This is a genomic window from Taibaiella soli, from assembly GCF_003236175.1.
Lineage (GTDB): Bacteria > Bacteroidota > Bacteroidia > Chitinophagales > Chitinophagaceae > QKTW01.
Window position 1 is genome coordinate 393,222 of record NZ_QKTW01000022.1, and the last position, 17,444, is coordinate 410,665.

9 protein-coding genes are annotated in these 17,444 nt (G+C 45.8%); 6 read left to right on the forward strand and 3 right to left on the reverse strand.

Annotation, left to right across the window (positions count from 1 at the left end; translation table 11 throughout):
- Window positions 1-136: 136 nt before the first annotated feature.
- Window positions 137-3,538, forward strand: coding sequence for a Kelch repeat-containing protein (locus tag DN068_RS17510; protein ID WP_165836437.1), 3,402 nt, complete (start codon window positions 137-139; stop codon window positions 3,536-3,538).
- A 374-nt stretch (window positions 3,539-3,912) separates the two neighbouring features.
- On the opposite strand, the gene DN068_RS17515 is transcribed toward DN068_RS17510, so the two are convergent.
- The 3 genes from DN068_RS17515 to DN068_RS17525 form a co-directional block, all read right to left on the reverse strand.
- Window positions 3,913-4,395, reverse strand: a complete 483-nt coding sequence (locus DN068_RS17515; RefSeq protein ID WP_111000223.1) for a hypothetical protein — start codon at window positions 4,393-4,395, stop codon at window positions 3,913-3,915.
- Window positions 4,396-4,914: 519 nt separating this feature from the next.
- Window positions 4,915-6,375: an alpha/beta fold hydrolase gene (locus tag DN068_RS17520; RefSeq protein WP_243630304.1), complete on the reverse strand. Its 1,461-nt coding sequence runs from the start codon at window positions 6,373-6,375 to the stop codon at window positions 4,915-4,917.
- A gap of 61 nt (window positions 6,376-6,436) precedes the next feature.
- On the reverse strand, window positions 6,437-7,240 hold the full coding sequence (locus DN068_RS17525; protein ID WP_111000224.1) for a helix-turn-helix domain-containing protein: 804 nt from the start codon (window positions 7,238-7,240) through the stop codon (window positions 6,437-6,439).
- A gap of 328 nt (window positions 7,241-7,568) precedes the next feature.
- Here DN068_RS17525 and DN068_RS17530 point away from each other — a divergent pair, with 328 nt between their 5' ends.
- The 5 genes from DN068_RS17530 to DN068_RS17550 all read left to right on the forward strand — a co-directional run bounded on the left by DN068_RS17530 (window position 7,569) and on the right by DN068_RS17550 (window position 17,331).
- Window positions 7,569-10,529: a TonB-dependent receptor gene (locus tag DN068_RS17530; protein ID WP_165836438.1), complete on the forward strand. Its 2,961-nt coding sequence runs from the start codon at window positions 7,569-7,571 to the stop codon at window positions 10,527-10,529.
- A 49-nt stretch (window positions 10,530-10,578) separates the two neighbouring features.
- Complete coding sequence (locus DN068_RS17535; RefSeq protein WP_111000226.1) at window positions 10,579-11,856, forward strand: alkaline phosphatase family protein; 1,278 nt, start codon at window positions 10,579-10,581, stop codon at window positions 11,854-11,856.
- A gap of 27 nt (window positions 11,857-11,883) precedes the next feature.
- Window positions 11,884-15,471 carry a LamG-like jellyroll fold domain-containing protein gene (locus DN068_RS17540; protein WP_111000227.1) on the forward strand — a complete coding sequence of 1,196 codons (3,588 nt, stop codon included), beginning with the start codon at window positions 11,884-11,886 and terminating at the stop codon, window positions 15,469-15,471.
- A gap of 85 nt (window positions 15,472-15,556) precedes the next feature.
- The gene (locus DN068_RS17545; protein ID WP_111000228.1) at window positions 15,557-16,261 is read left to right on the forward strand and encodes an HAD family hydrolase; all 705 of its coding nucleotides are present in this window, start codon (window positions 15,557-15,559) and stop codon (window positions 16,259-16,261) included.
- Between the two features lie 2 nt (window positions 16,262-16,263).
- The gene (locus DN068_RS17550; RefSeq protein ID WP_111000229.1) at window positions 16,264-17,331 is read left to right on the forward strand and encodes a zinc-binding dehydrogenase; all 1,068 of its coding nucleotides are present in this window, start codon (window positions 16,264-16,266) and stop codon (window positions 17,329-17,331) included.
- The last annotated feature ends 113 nt before the right edge of the window (window positions 17,332-17,444 follow it).

Sequence of the window (17,444 nt, forward strand, 5' to 3'; positions counted from 1 at the left end):
GATTTAGCTCAAATGATCCAAATCTTGTTTAATTCTCCCCAGAATCTGTGAGAAAAGATATTTGTTCGTGTAATATCTTTATGTTCAAATGACGGCCATGTTTCCAAAACTATCCTTAACTCTATTGTTCTGCTGCATGCTCTTTAATTGTGTAGTTGCTCAGCAGGTTCCTTTTAACCTTGAAAATGGCAATCCACGAGAGCTTTATTTTGGTAGCTACGTTAGTCAAGGTGCATTCGATTCGATGAACTTACCCGGATGTCGGCGGGACGTAGCGATGTGGGAATGTGGCGGCAAGATATATACCTATGGAGGTAGTGGGTATTCGACTAATCCTGCGGGTGCAGTTGCGCAAAGCGATTTTTGGAAATATGATCCACAACTTAACGCCTGGAATTGGCTGAATGGTAGCGATACGCCGGGACAACAACCGGTATATGGTGTCAAAGGTGTTGCAACAACCAGCAACTATCCCGGTGTAAGACAAGTCCCTTTAAGCTGGAGTTTAAATGGGAAACTTTACTTGTATGGCGGCAATGGCACCGATGAGCTTTGGACTTACGACACTCTATCGGGATATTGGACCTGGATCAAAGGAAATAATGCAGTTCAAACACCAACACCGGTTTATGGCACAAGGGGCGTTGCGGATACGGCTAATACGCCCGGCGCCCGGACTGCGTCTACGACATGGGTTTATAATAATAAACTGTACTTACTCGGCGGAGCTTCCGGCAGTGTGGTAAAATGCGACTTGTGGGAATATAATCCGCAGAATAATTCCTGGAGATGGATTAAAGGTCCGTCCGGTTCTATCTCAATACCCGTGTACGGCATTCAAGGAATGCCAGACTCCGCAAATACACCGGCCGCGGTTTGGTATAATCCCGGACAGATAATAGGCGATAAATTCTACCTTTTTGGTGGTGGCGTATTTCGTCACTGGCTTTGGGAATATAACATGATTACGAACAACTGGACCTGGGTTAAAGGATCTTTATATAATCACAGTCCGGTTTATGGAACAAAGAACGTTGCATCCACCGCAAATATACCGCCACCCATATGGGGCTCTACAACGTATACCGCCAATAATATGCTGTATCTGTTCGGAGGCATGAGCTCAGACGTTGGCCCCAATCCCTATTATTATGGCACCCTTTGGGAGTATAATCCCTCGACGAATAATTGGGCCTGGATAAGTGGAGATACGCTTGTTAGCAAAAATGGAGTTTATCAGGATGACGGCATTGTAGCAATTGACAGCAACGTTCGTCCCGGCAGTCGTGCATTCTCTGCCGGAGTGATGTGCGGCGGAAAATTCTATGCGTTTGCGGGACATGGACTTGGCATTGCAGGTTCAGATACCTGGCTTAACGACCTATGGGCTTTCGACCCTGGTTCCGCGAATTGGCGTTTCCTGAAAGGGTATGCTAATCCAGATGGTTATCGCTATTATCCGAAGAAAGGCGTTTACAGTAAATATGCAACGCCGGGGCCTAAGGAGCAGCCTGTAACATGGGTTTGCAATGGGAAATTATACTTGTATGGCAGCCATTCTACCAACCTTTACGAAACTGAAAAATACGGAGCAGACGTATGGGATTATGATCCTGCAAATCATCAGTGGCGGTTACTCAGGAGTCACGAAAATGTTGCTATCTACAATCCTCCTGCTGTATGCGGTACGAAGGGCGTAGAGGATTCTTTAAATAATCCGGGCATACGAGCAGCGGCGACTGGCTTTACTTATGATAATCGTTTATTTCTTTTTGGAGGATATGGTTTTGACGCAGTGGGAAACTATGGTTATCTGAATGACATATGGGAGTATAATGTTTTTACCAATAATTGGGAATGGGTGAGTGGTGACAGTATTGTGAATACGTCCCAGGTGACAGGTCCGTCTGGTGTTTTTTCTTCTTCCGCTAAACCTGCAGGAAGAACTGATGCGGTGTCATTTTACGTCAATAATTTATTTTACATTTTTGGCGGGCAGACTAATATTGACAGAGCCAATGATTTGTGGGCATACAATCCAGCCACTAATGAATGGTGTTGGTTTAAAGGAGGGCTCAACGCACAACATGGTTCCTATGGAATCAAGGGCGTAGCAAGTAGCACCAACTGGCCAGGCTCACGATATGGCGGAATGGGTTGGGGGCTGAATGGTAAGTTGTACATGTTGGGTGGATATGGTGATGATGGAGATCCTCAATTGGGTTCCTATGGACTGTTGGATGATCTTTGGGAATATGATCTTAGCAGCGGTCTTTGGAAGTGGTTGAAAGGAGATTTGGAATTTCCATTCACACAGGCTGGTGCGGGTTTTCCGAGTATTTATGGAACTATGGGTATTGGTAGCGGGTCAACTTCTCCCGGCGGAATTGAATACGCTGCCCGTTGGACAGACGATAATAAACTTTTTTTGCTGGGTGGGAGTGGATATAACACCGACAACTATAATCCGGAAGAACTGAACACACAATGGTCATATGATCCTGCGGCAAACAAATGGACCTGGGTTGGCGGAAGCCAAGCTAAATCACCGCCCGGAATTCTTCCATTAAATCTGGGAAGTTCCTCTCAAAATTATATCGGCGCGCGAATGCACCCGGGAGTATGGAACTATAACGGTACGGTATATTTCTATGGAGGATATGGAACATGTATCACACCGTACAATAATTATCACTACGTCGTTGAAAGATCCGACATGTGGCGTAGAAACGGCGTTTGTTCCAGCTTTGGCATGGCTCCATCAGGTAGTTCCGATACACATGATGCCAATAGCGCGACGATCTATTCGGATACTGCATGTGGTATCATTGCAACTGTTATACCATCCGGAAATAATCCGCTGCATGGAAACGTAACAGCAAAAGTTACTCAGGATAATTCATCGGGTTCCTTTAACGGCTATGGTTATGCACGCAGACATTACGATCTAAATACAACAAGTAACGATTCGATGTTGACGGAGACGATGACACTTTATTTTACACAACAAGATTTCGACGACTTCAATAATTCAAATCCGACAGGACCGTTACTTCCCACAAATAGTACCGATCTCACAGGTATCAGCAATATCCGAGTTGGTCTTTTCTCCGCACCCAACAATCCGCAAAACAGTTCGCTTGCCGACTATCTGGTTAATCCTTCAGACAGCAACATTATTTGGAATGTTGCAGCTGGTCGATGGGAAGTGAGTTTCGATGATACCAGCACAGGTGGTTTGTATGTTTTCTCCGAAGACCTTCCTGTTCAGGTTCATGTGCCAAACGCGGTCTATCAGCCGCTGTACAAAATCGGCGACTGGAAAATATGGCCAAATCCTGCCGCAAAACAGCTCAATATTGTTTTCCGGGGATACAACCAAAATAACACGATCGGTATTTACGACGCACTGGGCAGGTTGTTACTTAATGCTACACAAGAAGGTAATTTGACAAGTATTGACGTAAGTATGTTAAGCCCCGGCATCTATGTTGTTAAGACAGGAACGGGAGACGCAAAGCTATTTATTAAAGAATAGTTTCGTACACTCTTTGTTTGCATTTGTCGATGGGTGTGGGATACCTGTGCAGTAGGGAGTAGTAAAAATTCGTGAGTCAATGATAGCTGTCATGCCCGGTCGGGGCGCCTTTTAAAGAATGTGACGGTTTTCTGTACCGAATAGAAAACGAAAAACAGGCAGGCAGCCTTCAAAATCGTGAATGGAAATTGATGAAAAACTTGAAGTGTTTACGCGCTTTAATGTAGATGCAAGTTGATTAAATTCTGAACTATTCCTTTGCTTGACAAACGCAGAGAAGCCTTCCAATTTTTTGAAGGCTTCTCTGCAGTGTCTGTTTATTAGATATTCTCACGAATGCACTTCCAACCAGCTTCTTTGTAGACATATCCCTCTCATCCGAAATTTGCTTCAGATCCAAAAATTAGGAAACTTTCGGAATCCGACAACATCTTTTGGTTGTGAGTTCCTTGTATAATCTCGTGTAAATACTTCATTTCAGTTTTGGTAGGTTCTTCGTGCATCTCATAATCCGGATAAGTTACCAATACCTTTAAGTCGGAATTTATGAGAAGCAGATGGGCGACTTCTTTATAAAGCCCGCTTTTGAAATAATTTTCATGTTCGAAGGCTACTCTGATCTGACGGAACCAGTATTGATTCTCGGGTATGCCTGGCACCAGATCGAACTTGTCGTACAATAAACCGTCGAGGAAATAGTAGTCGTTAGCATAGGACTTCAAACCAAGCTTGTCTCCGACGTGTTTCAGGACAGAATCATTATTTGATTTGATAAGACTCGTAAATACCGGGGCGTTCCGCCATTTCTGCAATAGTGCTTCTTTTCGCTCCTCAACGCATCTAATCCAAGTGTTCATAAAATCAGCTGACGTTACTTTCAGGATATCTTTTACACAATTTACACGTTGCAGACAATAAAGCTACACCAAGAGATTTGTCACTTTTGTATAAAATACACAAGCCGGTTCACGTTATTGCTTGTGGCGTTAGCGGTTCTGTAAACCCTGCACTACTCGACATAGCATTCAAAACAGGCGGAAACCGATCGGATAAATAGTTTGGTGGATGTTGAGTATTACACGCGTAGTACATAATACCACTGACGCCGATCGGGTTAAGTTCCTCCGCCCATCCAATTCAAAAAGGAATCGCATAACAGGTCGGGTGCACTTAAATCAGAACATATATACCGACGATGCACGGTAAGATATTGCCGAATATACTTCTCGCTGCGGGAGGAGTATTTATCCAATGTGAGAAGAATATCAGGCAAGAGCACATGCTTTCAACAATTCCTTGATGTAAGATAAAGTGCAACATTGCTGGTGCACGTCGTTTAAATTGAAGCAATCTTTGCTTCGTCTTAAAAACAGTACCTATTCAATGATTACACCAGCGCCAGCAGCCATCAGTGGTTGCATGGGCGCTTTCATAAAGGCATCCAGGTAATTGGTTCCTCCTGCAGAATAACCGGCGCCGTGGCCTTTGTCATGCAGGATCAGTAATTGTGCATTCGGCATCCCCAGCTTGATCAGTCGGTTATAACCCGGCCGGCACCATGGATCAACGTCGCCCGCCGAGATCAGTGCAGGCACTCCGGAACGCACAGGTTCCCTTAGCGTCTTTTGCATCGGTCGAACCTGCCAGCAATCGCAGATCGTGTGGCTCACATTGTTGAAGACATAACCCGCCAGCCATGGAAAACGCTTTTCCTGCAATGCCATCTTTGACTTGTCGGCAAAAGCAATCTGCCCGCCGCAATACACCGAGTAACGCATGGCTAAGCTTACCGAGGAGTTGCCCGCAAAATAATCGTCCAGTACTTCACGCACATAGGGTTCCGCATGCCCGTCTATAATCGCAGCGATCACCATCGGCACTGATTTTACCTGTGCGGTGTTCAATCTGTTTACAATTGCATCCACCAACTCCTGTTTGCCGTAGTGAACGGTAATACTATCTAATACTTTTTTTTCGAGATACCGCATCGACATCCGTTGATTGCCGAGGCCCGTAAAGTAGCTATGAAACCGCGTTTTCAGGTCTTTGTAAGCCGCCGATGAGTCCGCTATGCAGTTGGCAAATACTTGATCCAGCGCTTCGTTTATATTGCTCAGTGCATCTTCTTCGTAGGTCACAAAGGCCGGGAGCGGCGAATTCAGCAGTAGCAGATGCACTCCTTCAGGATGAATCGCGGCCATTGACAGCATCAGCCCGCCACTGTAAGAAATGCCCACGAGATTCAGCGAGTCCAAACCCAGCGCCAGTCGCAGATCATTAATATCCTCCACACTTTCTTCGGTATTATAGGAGGAGAGATCAACACCCTCAGCTAATAATCGGTCGCGCGCTTGTTTAACCGCCAACATTGTCAGGCTATCTTTGTTGCGACCTTCCCGATAACTTTGTTTGATCGCCTCATACACCTCATCCGCTTCCAGATTTGGTATTGTCCGTCGGGTGCCTCGCTGGTCAAACGCAATAAAACCGCCGTACTTTAAAAAGCCTGAATTATATCCGATACTATCGATACCGATCGTGGTACTATAGCCAGGTCCGCCGGTCATATACAGCGAGACATTTTTACGAGCATCCTGATCCGGTCGCCGAACAAAGAAAAAAGGCAGTTTCACCTTGCGGCCGTTTGGCTTCATGCGGTTTTCCGGGACCATGAGGTATCCTGTCTTCAGTATCAGCCCGGGAGCGGCTTTAACGAGTGCGGGATAAGGCTCTGTACTAACCTGGTATTTTTGAGAAAAGACAGGCATGGCGAACAAGAGCAGTAAGCCGGCAACAACAAAGGATACATATAGATGAATAGAGATACAGCGTTTCATAGCTGCAAAATAACCCGGATCCGCTAACGGCTTATAGTAAAAAACGGACAATCTGCAGTGACTAAAAACCGTCGCTGATCTTCCGCCCTGTGAACTTAAAAATATCTTTATAAAAATGTGCGGGATCATAATAACCATAGTCCACCGGACTGAAGCTATTGCTGCCGGCAACCATAGCTGTCAACGCCGTTCTGGCACGAAGCGCGGAGAAGTAGCTTTTGGGTGCAATTCCAACCACCCGGTTAAAGTAGCGGTTGATGCTTTTGGAGGAAATAAACAGCCGCTCTGCAATCTCCGAAGTATTCAGCTGCATACCCGAATTGGTATATTCACCGATCGCAGCGCCGACCATTTGAGAATAATGGTCCGAAACCTTGCCGGGCATCACTGTCAGCAAGTAATTTTCCATGAGGCGTACCCGTTCGATAAAACACGAAGCGTCCTTTAACAAGGATAACAACCTGGCGGGCAAAAGCCCGTTAAGCGTTATCACCCGGTTGCTCATCCCTGCCTGGTTCAACCCCAGAACAGCCTCCAGGCCGCCCGGATAAAATTTGACTGTAAATATCCGGTCTTCTGGCCGATTATACCGAGTCACAGTGCCGTTTCGCAGAATCAGAATGTCCCGGTCTTGCTCAACCGTAAATCGTTTACCACCTACATCGATGGTATAGTTCCCGGTCAGGTTGATATAGAAAGTCGGCGTCCAGCTTTCGAACATCGTTACGCTGTCATGCCCCGCGTCGAAATACCGCTCACACTTTTCAGCAGAGGATTCCGAAAAGAACTCAATGAATGGCAACAATTCACCGCAGGGTACAGTAAAGTCATAGATTTCCCGAATATTCCCAAATATTTCGACCATAACGAGGTGTCTATAAGACGACAATTTAACTAAAAAGTGTTTACGTTTTTAAGTCCCTCAGCTCTTCACACCGGTCCTTTTTTGTCTGAAATTTCAAGATTGTCTTCGATTTTATCAATGTCAGGAACATAACATAAAGGAAATGTGTTGTTTAATATTAGTAAACATAGTTTGCCGACACTACGCCGTTTTCTACTTTTTACAGTTCGAAATGGGCCTATTTTAACTAAATTGTTTAGTATTATTAAACAATCTTAACAATTTAGTAAACTTAAAGTATAGTAATACTAACCTTGGCGCTGCAATTTTGTGCCCATAAAAAATGTGTATGGGCAAACCTCTATATTATTTCGCTTTTGTAACAGCTTTGCTGCCGGCGACAATGCTTTTTGCGCAAAAGGGGAGTTTGAAAGGAATTGTGATTGAAAAAAAGGGCAGACTGGCAGGAGTAGTAATTACGCTGGAAGATCTTAAAACCGGAACGGTTTCGGGTGTTGATGGTCAGTTCGAAATATCAGGGATTGATACCGGCAGGCATACATTGAAATGTTCGTTCGCTGGTTTTGCAGATTTTACGGTGCCTGTAGTTATCAAAGACGGTCAGACGGCAGATTTGGGTTCGCTTACTATGCACGATGCAGATAAACAACTGAACGAGGTGAAAGTGGTGGGCGCCATGAAGCATGGCAGTGATATGAAAGCGCAGTCGATGACGAAAAATGCCAACAAAATCATTACGGTCGTTTCCGCAGAGAGCATTGGCAAAATGCCCGATAAAAATGCAGCGGATGCGATGCAAAGGGTTGCTGGTGCTGCCGTTCAGAAAAGTAAAGGCGAAGGTAACATGGTGTCGTTGCGTGGTACACCAATTGACTGGACGGCTACTTTAGTGAATGGTAACCGTTTGCCTACGGCGAATGAAAACGATGCCTCGCGTATTTTCGATTTCCAGGTTTTTCCATCAAGCCTGATCGACTTTATCGTTGTTGATCGTACGGTGACTCCGGATATGGAGGGGGATAACATTGGTGGCGCTATCAACTTTTTGACGCGTACCGGTGTGACCGAAAAAACACTAAACTTAGATGTAGCGGGCGGTTATAGTGCGCTGGCCCGAAAACCCTCGCTGCAGATCAATTTCACCGCAGGTAATATTACCAAAAACAAAAAGTTTTCTTATGTAGTGGATGGTTCTTATTACCAGCGTGCGTATGCGGCAGATGCGCCGGTGGTGGCTTATGGTACCAATTACAACCACAGCCTGGCTCGTCTGGAATTGAAGAAATATACTGGCGAACGTTATACGCTCGGCCTCAACGCCGCTGCAGAATACAAGCCTAATGAACATTTCAAGGTAGGTGTCAAATTACTGGAAGGTCATATGACCGATGATAAATGGCAGACGAAAACCATGTACAACTGGTCGGACGGATCTGGTGCGCGGATACGTTTGCAGAATATTCATGGTTTGCTGATCAACCAAATGTATGGCGGCGAACTGAACACAGAATGGAAACCGGCTGCGGCCAACAATAAGCTGAAGATCGAAGCCAAATTAGCTTCCTATTACAATAGTTTTCATTACGGATCATTTCCTTACAACGGCAGCGATTCGCGCAACGGTTACACCACTGTAGAATATATTAGTCCGTTGCTGGAATACACAGATAAAATCAATACCAACTTTTTCGGAGAGAAATATGATCCGAACAATGTTAAAGATCCGAATCCGTACCCGTACAAAATGCTCGATATCGACAATCCTTACGGAACCGGTGGTGATCATTACACGAATATTCAGCCTAAATACCAGCAACTCGGACAGCCAGGTGTGGGCGTATCGGCACAGGATTATTATCTGAGCGGTGCATTTTCCGACTTGAATGATACATGGGAGCGAGACCCGATTGTAGCGCAATTGAACGGCAGTTATAAAATAAACGATCGCATTACGATTACGGCGGGTGGCAAATACCGCATGAAACAAGGTTCCAGAACGCTGAGCTATTATGAATACCGGTTAAAACCGGGTGTCGGAAAAATCCCGCTCACAGATTTTCAAACGATGAATTCCGATCCGCATAGTGATTATCTGCAGGAATGGGGATCTCCATATACTAACAGTTTTATGCCCTTCCTCACAAAGGATCAGATGAAGGGTTTTCTGACGCAATATAAGGATTCGTTGGTGGGCAAACCGATGGATACATCCAACAGTGATTATATGTACTGGTTAGGCTCGCATTACAAATACCAGGAAAATGTAGCTGCCGGTTTTATCATGGCCGATATGAAACTAGGTGATAAATTATCGCTGGTTGGCGGGTTGCGTATGGAGCACACGGATTTGACGGAATCATCAGATTCTTTAGCCGTTGATCCGAACGGAACTATTGGGGTGAAGGCCGTGGATGTGACTATCCACCGTCAATACATTGCTATTCTTCCTGCGCTGAATGCTGTGTACAACGTAGATAACAACAACAATATCCGGGCTGCCGTTTCCCGCACCTTCCATCGTCCGAATTTCGAAGAAACCAAACCCGGTGCGCCACTTTGGAAGCGGGAGGATTTTAACATCATTCAAGGTAATCCCGATTTGAAGCCGACTTATTCGCTCAATCTCGATCTGATGTATGAACACTATTGGGGCAAAAAAGGAATGTTTACCGTCGGTGGTTATTACAAGTATGTTACCGATCACATCTTTGAAACCACGCAGGCCAATGAAAATCAGTTTTTGGGTGGGTGGGCGAACAAATCTTTCATGAATGCCGGCATTTCCTTTGTAGTGGGCTTTGAGGCCCAGATCGACCGTAAGTTTACTTTTCTTCCGGGTTTCTTAAGCGGATTCGGAATCAATGCGAATGTCACTTGCTCTTACTCGGAGATGCAGGTGCCGGGCCGTCCGAAAAAACAAGCAATGACCGAGCAGGCGCCGTTGCTCTATAACATCGCATTGTACTACGAACGTAACAAACTGAACGCGCGTATCGGGCTAAACTATCGCGGAGCGTATACCACAGATGTGAACATGGCTACTAATACTGATCCTGCTGCAAACAATGCGCCATTGCATCTCGATACTGACTACGACTGGTTTATGGGCGCTGCTTATTCACTCGATTTCCAGTTGTCTTACAAGATCAACAAACATCTCAGTACTTATATAGAACTGAACAATCTCACCGATGCGCCCTACCGTACTTATATCGGCGTGCCGGAGCGTCCGTTGCGGACAGAATACTATCGCCAGAAGGGCATGATCGGATTCAAATTTGAGCTTTAATCATCACAAATACTTTTCTGTTTTCAACTAAATCAGTAAACAACCAAACATGAAAAAATCTACACTTTTCGCAGCATTGCTTGCAATGCTGACCTGCACAGCTTTTGCCTCGCAAAAACGCAAAGTGCTTATTCTCGGTCTCGACGGCGTACGCTCTGATGCGCTGCAGCAGGCTACAACACCGCATATCGACTCATTGATCGCGGGTGGATTTTATACCTACGATTCCTGGTGTCTGGGCATCACGGTTTCTGGCCCGTCATGGTCTACTATTTTTACTGGCGTATGGTATCCGAAACATGGTGTGACCGATAACAGTTTTGCAGGTAGTAACTATAATCAGTATCCTTATTTTCCGAAAAGGGCAAAAGAATTATTGCCCAATATTAATGCCGTGCAAATTGTAGACTGGTCGCCAATGAGTGATCAGGTGTACAATGAAGGATATGATCAGAAAATCGTTCGTACTACTAATGATCTGGCTGCAATGCTGGCTGCAACACAAGTACAGCTGCAAAATCCAAACCTCGATGTGCTGAATCTGCACGTAGACAATATTGATGCTGCGGGGCACGCTTCCGGTTTTAGTCCTTCAAATGCCGCTTATATGTCTGCAATTCAAAGCGTGGATACATGGGTAGGTCAGGTAATGGCTGCACTGAGAGCACGTCCCAATTATGCGAATGAAGACTGGTTGGTATTCGTTATTACCGATCACGGTGGTCTGGGTACGTCGCACGGTGGTAATTCAAACGAAGAGCGTCATATCTGGTGGATTGCCACTGGTGAAAATGTACAGCACAAACAAATTACAGCCGTAGATCCGGGCAGTTATAATATGGCTACCAACCCGGTAGATACCAATCTGCTGAAAAAAGCACCGACACAATCAGACATCGCAGTGACTGCTTTGCACCACCTTATCTATTCAACAGGTATCCGTCCGGATGATAAATCCACGACACAAGGCGCTGCCTGGAATCTCGACGGTAAATCATGGTTGGATTCAATTATGGTACCGACTGTAGATACGACAACCACACCGCCGCCAACACCATCTGCAGTGCCAAACGTCAATGCGAATTTCGATGTGAAAATTTATCCGAATCCTGCTACCAATCTGATCACACTTTGGTTTGATCCGATGGGCAAACCGGTAAGTTATGCGGTGACCAACGCAGTAGGTCAGGTAGTGAAAGAAATGACGCAGGTTAGCATGCAGGAAAAGCTCAACATCGATCTGGGCAGCCAGCCGGCAGGTAATTATTTCATCACGGTAATAGCCGGCGATCGTAAAACCGTTAAACAAGTTGTACTCACCAAATAAAATCAACCGTAGACAATCATCTTTTTTATGAAACCGAAACATAAATTCAGGTTACTTGCTGGTTTATTTCTGGCGATGGTGGCATCGGGCGAAAGCTTTGCCCAGGGTCCATTACGCGGTATGTATTTTCCCGGCACCGGTGTATTGACGCCAACGCCAACGGCTACCACCAACAGTTTTGTTGATCTGGGTACTAGTCTGCGCGATACGCTGGCGAATTCCAATTTCACCATTGAACTTTGGGTGAAAATGGGCGCGACCAACAGTGTCAATCCGGTGATCATCGGTGATAAAGACTGGGGCAGCGGCGCCAATACGGGTTTTGTTCTTTCGTACTATGCATCAACCGATGCGAGCAGCGGTACGGCAGCAGCCAATACTATCCGTTTCAATTTCAAACCTGCGAGTGGGACCCGTGTAGATTATGATATCGTATTTCCGGCTGCGATTGCACAGCAATGGAATCATATTGCCGTTACTGTAAATCGTACGGGCTCTATCATTGGTTATCTCAATGGCGTTGCTACAGGGCATGCTTATGTGGCGGGCGGTGAATTGATCGCTGCAGATTCTGCTAAGTCTATTGCCAGTACTTTACCGGTGCGTCTCGGTACCGATGGTAAAACCTTTGGTTACAGAGCGCCTTTTAATGGTACAATGGATGAAGTGCGTATCTGGAATACCGTGCGTACGCCGCAGCAGCTGCGTGATGCAATGTGTCATAAGCTCACCGGGTCCGAATCAAATCTGATGGCTTACTATCAGATGAATGAACTTTCTGGTACAACAGTGACCAATAGTGCTACTGCAACCAGCGGTCTTTATGATGGTACTATTGTCAACAGTACTTACAGAGTGCCAAGTGGTGCGCCAGTAGGTGATACTTCTGTGAATCTGTACTCAGCTGCATGGGCCGGTCAGAGCCTTTCTTTGCCAACCACCAACCGCGGTATCTTTACGGTAGATAGTTTTGGTACTACAGGTTCTTATCTGCACCTGTATCAGATCAATGCCACACCAGATTCAACACAGGGCGTTACTGCTTATGGCAACAACAATGTTTACTTCGGAACTTTTGCTTCCGGCGATACATTCAGCTATTATCCGAAATACAATTACAGCAACTATCCGGATGCGGTTACTTATCATAACACGATCAATTTCTTTACGCGCAGATTTAATGATATTTCTTCCTGGACTTCCAAAACAAATTTGTATAACAATACTGCGGGAAACACGTTACGCACGGATTCTGTAAAAGGAACGCGCCAGTTTTTCCTGGCGAATTTTATTAATTCCTGCGGTGGCGCTACTGCACTCGGCGCAACTAATATCCAGGCAACTGGTGCCAGTCTTAGCTGGACGACCGGCGGTTCTGCTTTGTGGAATATTGAGTATGGCGTGAATGGTTTTACGCAAGGCACGGGTACAAGAATCAATGCGGTAAATACAAATCCTTATAGCCTGACCGGCTTGCTGGGAAATACAGCTTATCAGTTTTATGTACAGGATTCTTGTGCTGGTATTGGCACTGGCACCTGGGCTGGTCCGTACAGCTTTACCACTTTGCCGAATTATGGCAATAACGCCAGCGGTTATGCGGTGCATTTCGACGGTACAGGCGTTCAGAATAGCACGGTTCAAGCCGTAAACCTCGGTAACGTGCTGCGCGATTCATTAGCAACCACAGATTTTACCATTGAAATGTGGGTGAAAGTAGGTGCTACCAACACAGGTAATCCGCCGCTGATTGCAGACAAAGATTATGTAAGCGGCGCCAATACTGGTATCTGCTGGACGTATACCGCTTCGGTACTTTGGGGTGATGCAGCGAAACATGTATTCCGGTTCAATTTCAAACCAACTGGTGGCGCACGTCATGACTATGACATGATTGCTGCGAATGAATTTACCTGGAACCATGTGGCGATTACAGTAGACCGTCATGGTTTTATTAAAGGGTATATCAACGGGGTATATCATCCAAGTTTGTATGCTACCGGCGCTACTTCCGTACTTGCAGATACGGGTAAAACCCTGGCGGGTACTATGCCTTTGTACCTCGGTACCGATGGAACGGGTAATTACCGCGTGCCTTTCAACGGTGATATGGACGAAGTACGCGTTTGGAATCATGTGCGTACAGAAACTGAAATCCGCGAAGCAATGTGTCATAAGCTGAACGGTGGTGAACAAGGTCTGCTCGCTTATTATCGTATGAACGAACCAGCTGGTCCGACGACACTGAATGCGGCTACGGCAACGGGTCCGGTGATGAACGGTACTGCTGTAAACAATCCGGCGCATATAGTAAGTGGCGCACCGGTAGGTGATACCAGTGTGAGTGTATATCCTGCTGCGGGCTGGAATGGTGTTTCCTTAAATCTTAATAGTAACAACAGAGGTGTTGTAACGGTAGATAGCGTAATGGGTGCTACTGTGCCCGGTGTACATATCTATATGGTCAACGGTACGCCAAACTATCAGACGGGTGTTGCGAATATGGGTACTACTGATAAATATTTTGGCGTATTTACTGCCGATAGCACTACTGCTCCGTACCGCGTAGCATACGATTATAACAACTACAGCAACGCATCTGCGAATGCTGCTTCATTGCACCTGTACAACAGACCTGACAACGCTGCGACTATCTGGGCGCAATTGCCTTCGGTGAATAATACCACGAGCAAAAACATTACACGCATCGACGCGCCGGGTACCAGACAATATCTGCTGGCCGATTTCGTAGCCGCTTCTTGTCCTGCACCTTCGGCTATTACGCTGGTGAATGCAACGGCCAACACGGCTACATTCACCTGGACTTCTTCAGCAGCTGCACATAAAACAAAAGCTGGTTTTAGTGGTTTTGATTTTGCTACAGCTACTCCAGATACTGCAACAACTAATACTAAAATACTCACGGGTCTCACTGCAGCGTCTACGTACGATTTTTATGTGCAGGATTCATGTGGCGCGGGTAGCACCAGCGCATGGGTAGGCCCGTACACCTTCCAGACGGTAAATCCTTGTCCGCAGCCGGTAAATATTTTTGCTGACAGCATCACCAGTAGTTCTCTGGTTTTGAAATGGACAGACAATGGTATGGCTACAACGGGTTATGTAATTGCATGGGGTATCGCAGGTACATTTACAGATCCTACGATCGCCATCAATCAGAACGCAACTACATCGCGTTATGAATTTACCAGTCTGCAACCGCTTACGTCTTACAGTTTCTATGTAAAAACAAATTGTAACGCTACGCCATCAACCAGTGGCTGGGTTGGTCCGTTGACTTTCACAACAGACAGTGTGACCACCATTGATACAACGACGACACCTACCGGAATTGCATCGCACAACATCGGACGTTTAGTTGTGTATCCAAACCCTGCTTCCGATAAAGTTTTGGTGAATCTGAACAACGATCCATCTGGCAAAGCGGTCATCTCTGTTTACAATAGTCTCGGCGTACAGGTAGCAACGCAGCAAGTAACAGGACGTCATATTGAAATCAACACAGCAATGCTTCCTGACGGTGTGTATCATATCGCATACATTTCATCTGCCGGACGTCTGCACAGCAGTATCGTTATTCAACACAATCGGTAACAGACAATTTTCAGGCCATCCGTGCCGGGGCGGGTGGCTTTTTTTAAATGAGATTTTAAACAGCTAATAAAAAAGAGAGAAAACTATGGCAATCAAATTGGTCGTATTCGACATGGCCGGAACAACGGTAGAAGATCATCAAAATGTAGCGAAAGGCTTGCAGGGAGCATTGTCCGCCTTCGGGTATGAAGTGAGTCTGGAAGATGCCAATCTGGTAATGGGGTATCCAAAACCTGTAGCTATCCGCGGTTTGCTGCAACAGTATGCAGGAGATGCAATAGCGGCAGACAATGAACTTGTAGCGAAAATACATGAGCGTTTTGTGTCAGAAATTATCAGACATTACGAAGAAGGAGAAGGTATCAGCGAAAAACAAGGTGCCGGCGAAGTATTTCTGCACTTGCGCAATATGGGTATCAAAGTAGCGCTGGATACAGGTTTTTCCCGTGATATAGCAGATGCAATTCTGCGTAGACTCAATTGGGAGAAAGGCGTGCATTACGATAGCAGCATCACCAGCGATGAAGTGGCGAATGGCCGTCCGTTTCCGGATATGATTCTAAGAGCGATGGACCTGCTGCAAATAGACAGTGCTGATGAAGTAGCTAAAGTAGGCGATACACATTCTGATCTCCAGGAAGGCAACGCAGCTGGCTGTCGTTATGTAATTGGTATCACTACGGGCGCTTATTCCGAATCAGAACTCAATAAAGAAAAACACACGCATCTGGTAAAAACACTGGACGAGATCATTGATATAGTTTCAGAAGAAGAAATGGCTGTGTATTAATTATGAGCAAAACTGGAAACATAGTTGTGTTCGAAGGCCCGGGAATGCCACTTCAGTTGCAATCCCGGGAACTTCGTGCCATACAGCCTGACGAAGTACTGGTGAAAAATGTGTACACCACTATTTGTGGGAGCGATTTGCATACTTATAGCGGTGTGCGAAAAGAAGCTTGTCCTACAGTACTGGGGCATGAAATTGCCGGTCGCGTTGAAGAAATCGGCAGCGGCCATTCTGGTATGGATGATGCGGGCAATACACTTCAGGTGGGCGATATCGTTACCTGGTCTGTATTTGCCAGCGATCCGGAGTCTTTGTATTCCCTGCAGGGTATGCCACAAAAAGGAGCGCAGCTTTTTAAATACGGACATGCACAGATTACAGAGACAGAAGCGTTTCACGGTGGTCTTGCGGAATACTGCATCCTCAAGAAAGGAACAGCTATTCTGAAAGTGCCCGAAACAATGCCTCTTCCTGTAGTGGCCACAATCAATTGTGCGATTGCTACTGTTGCAGGTGCGTTGCGTCTGGCAGGTGATCTGAATGGCAAAACTGTGCTCATTACTGGTATGGGATTACTGGGCATTACTTGCGCGGCAATGTGTCGTGAAGCGGGTGCTGTAAAAGTGATTGCTGCTGATGTCGATGATCAGCGACTTGAAACAGCCAAAGCTTTCGGGGCAAATGAATGCGTCAATCTGCGTACGGCAAATACAATTCGAGCATCAGATGTCAACGTGTCGTTTGATATGAGCGGTGCGCCGGATGCAATTGAGTACGGCCTGAATGCACTGACAACGGGTGGGACAGCCGTTTGGGTTGGCTCTGTATTTAATACCCGCGCTATACAAGTGAATCCTGAAAAGATGATCCGCGGTTTGCTGACAATAAAAGGTTTGCACAACTATAATTATGAGGACTTCCGTTATGCAGTAGATTTTATGTCGGCGCATTGGGAAGATTATCCATTTGGAAAAGTAGTGGCAGAAGAATTTGCGCTTCCACAGGCGCAGCAAGCTTTTGAATATGCGTTGGCACATAAGCCACTGAGAGTTGGCGTACGGATTGATTAAAGGGCGTTTGACGCTAAAGCCTAGTTCATGCTATAAAATAATTTTCCCAGCGCGAAATCAAGTTGTCACATCCTCCTTCGTCGTCTTCGCAATGACCATGTTTTTATATAGCT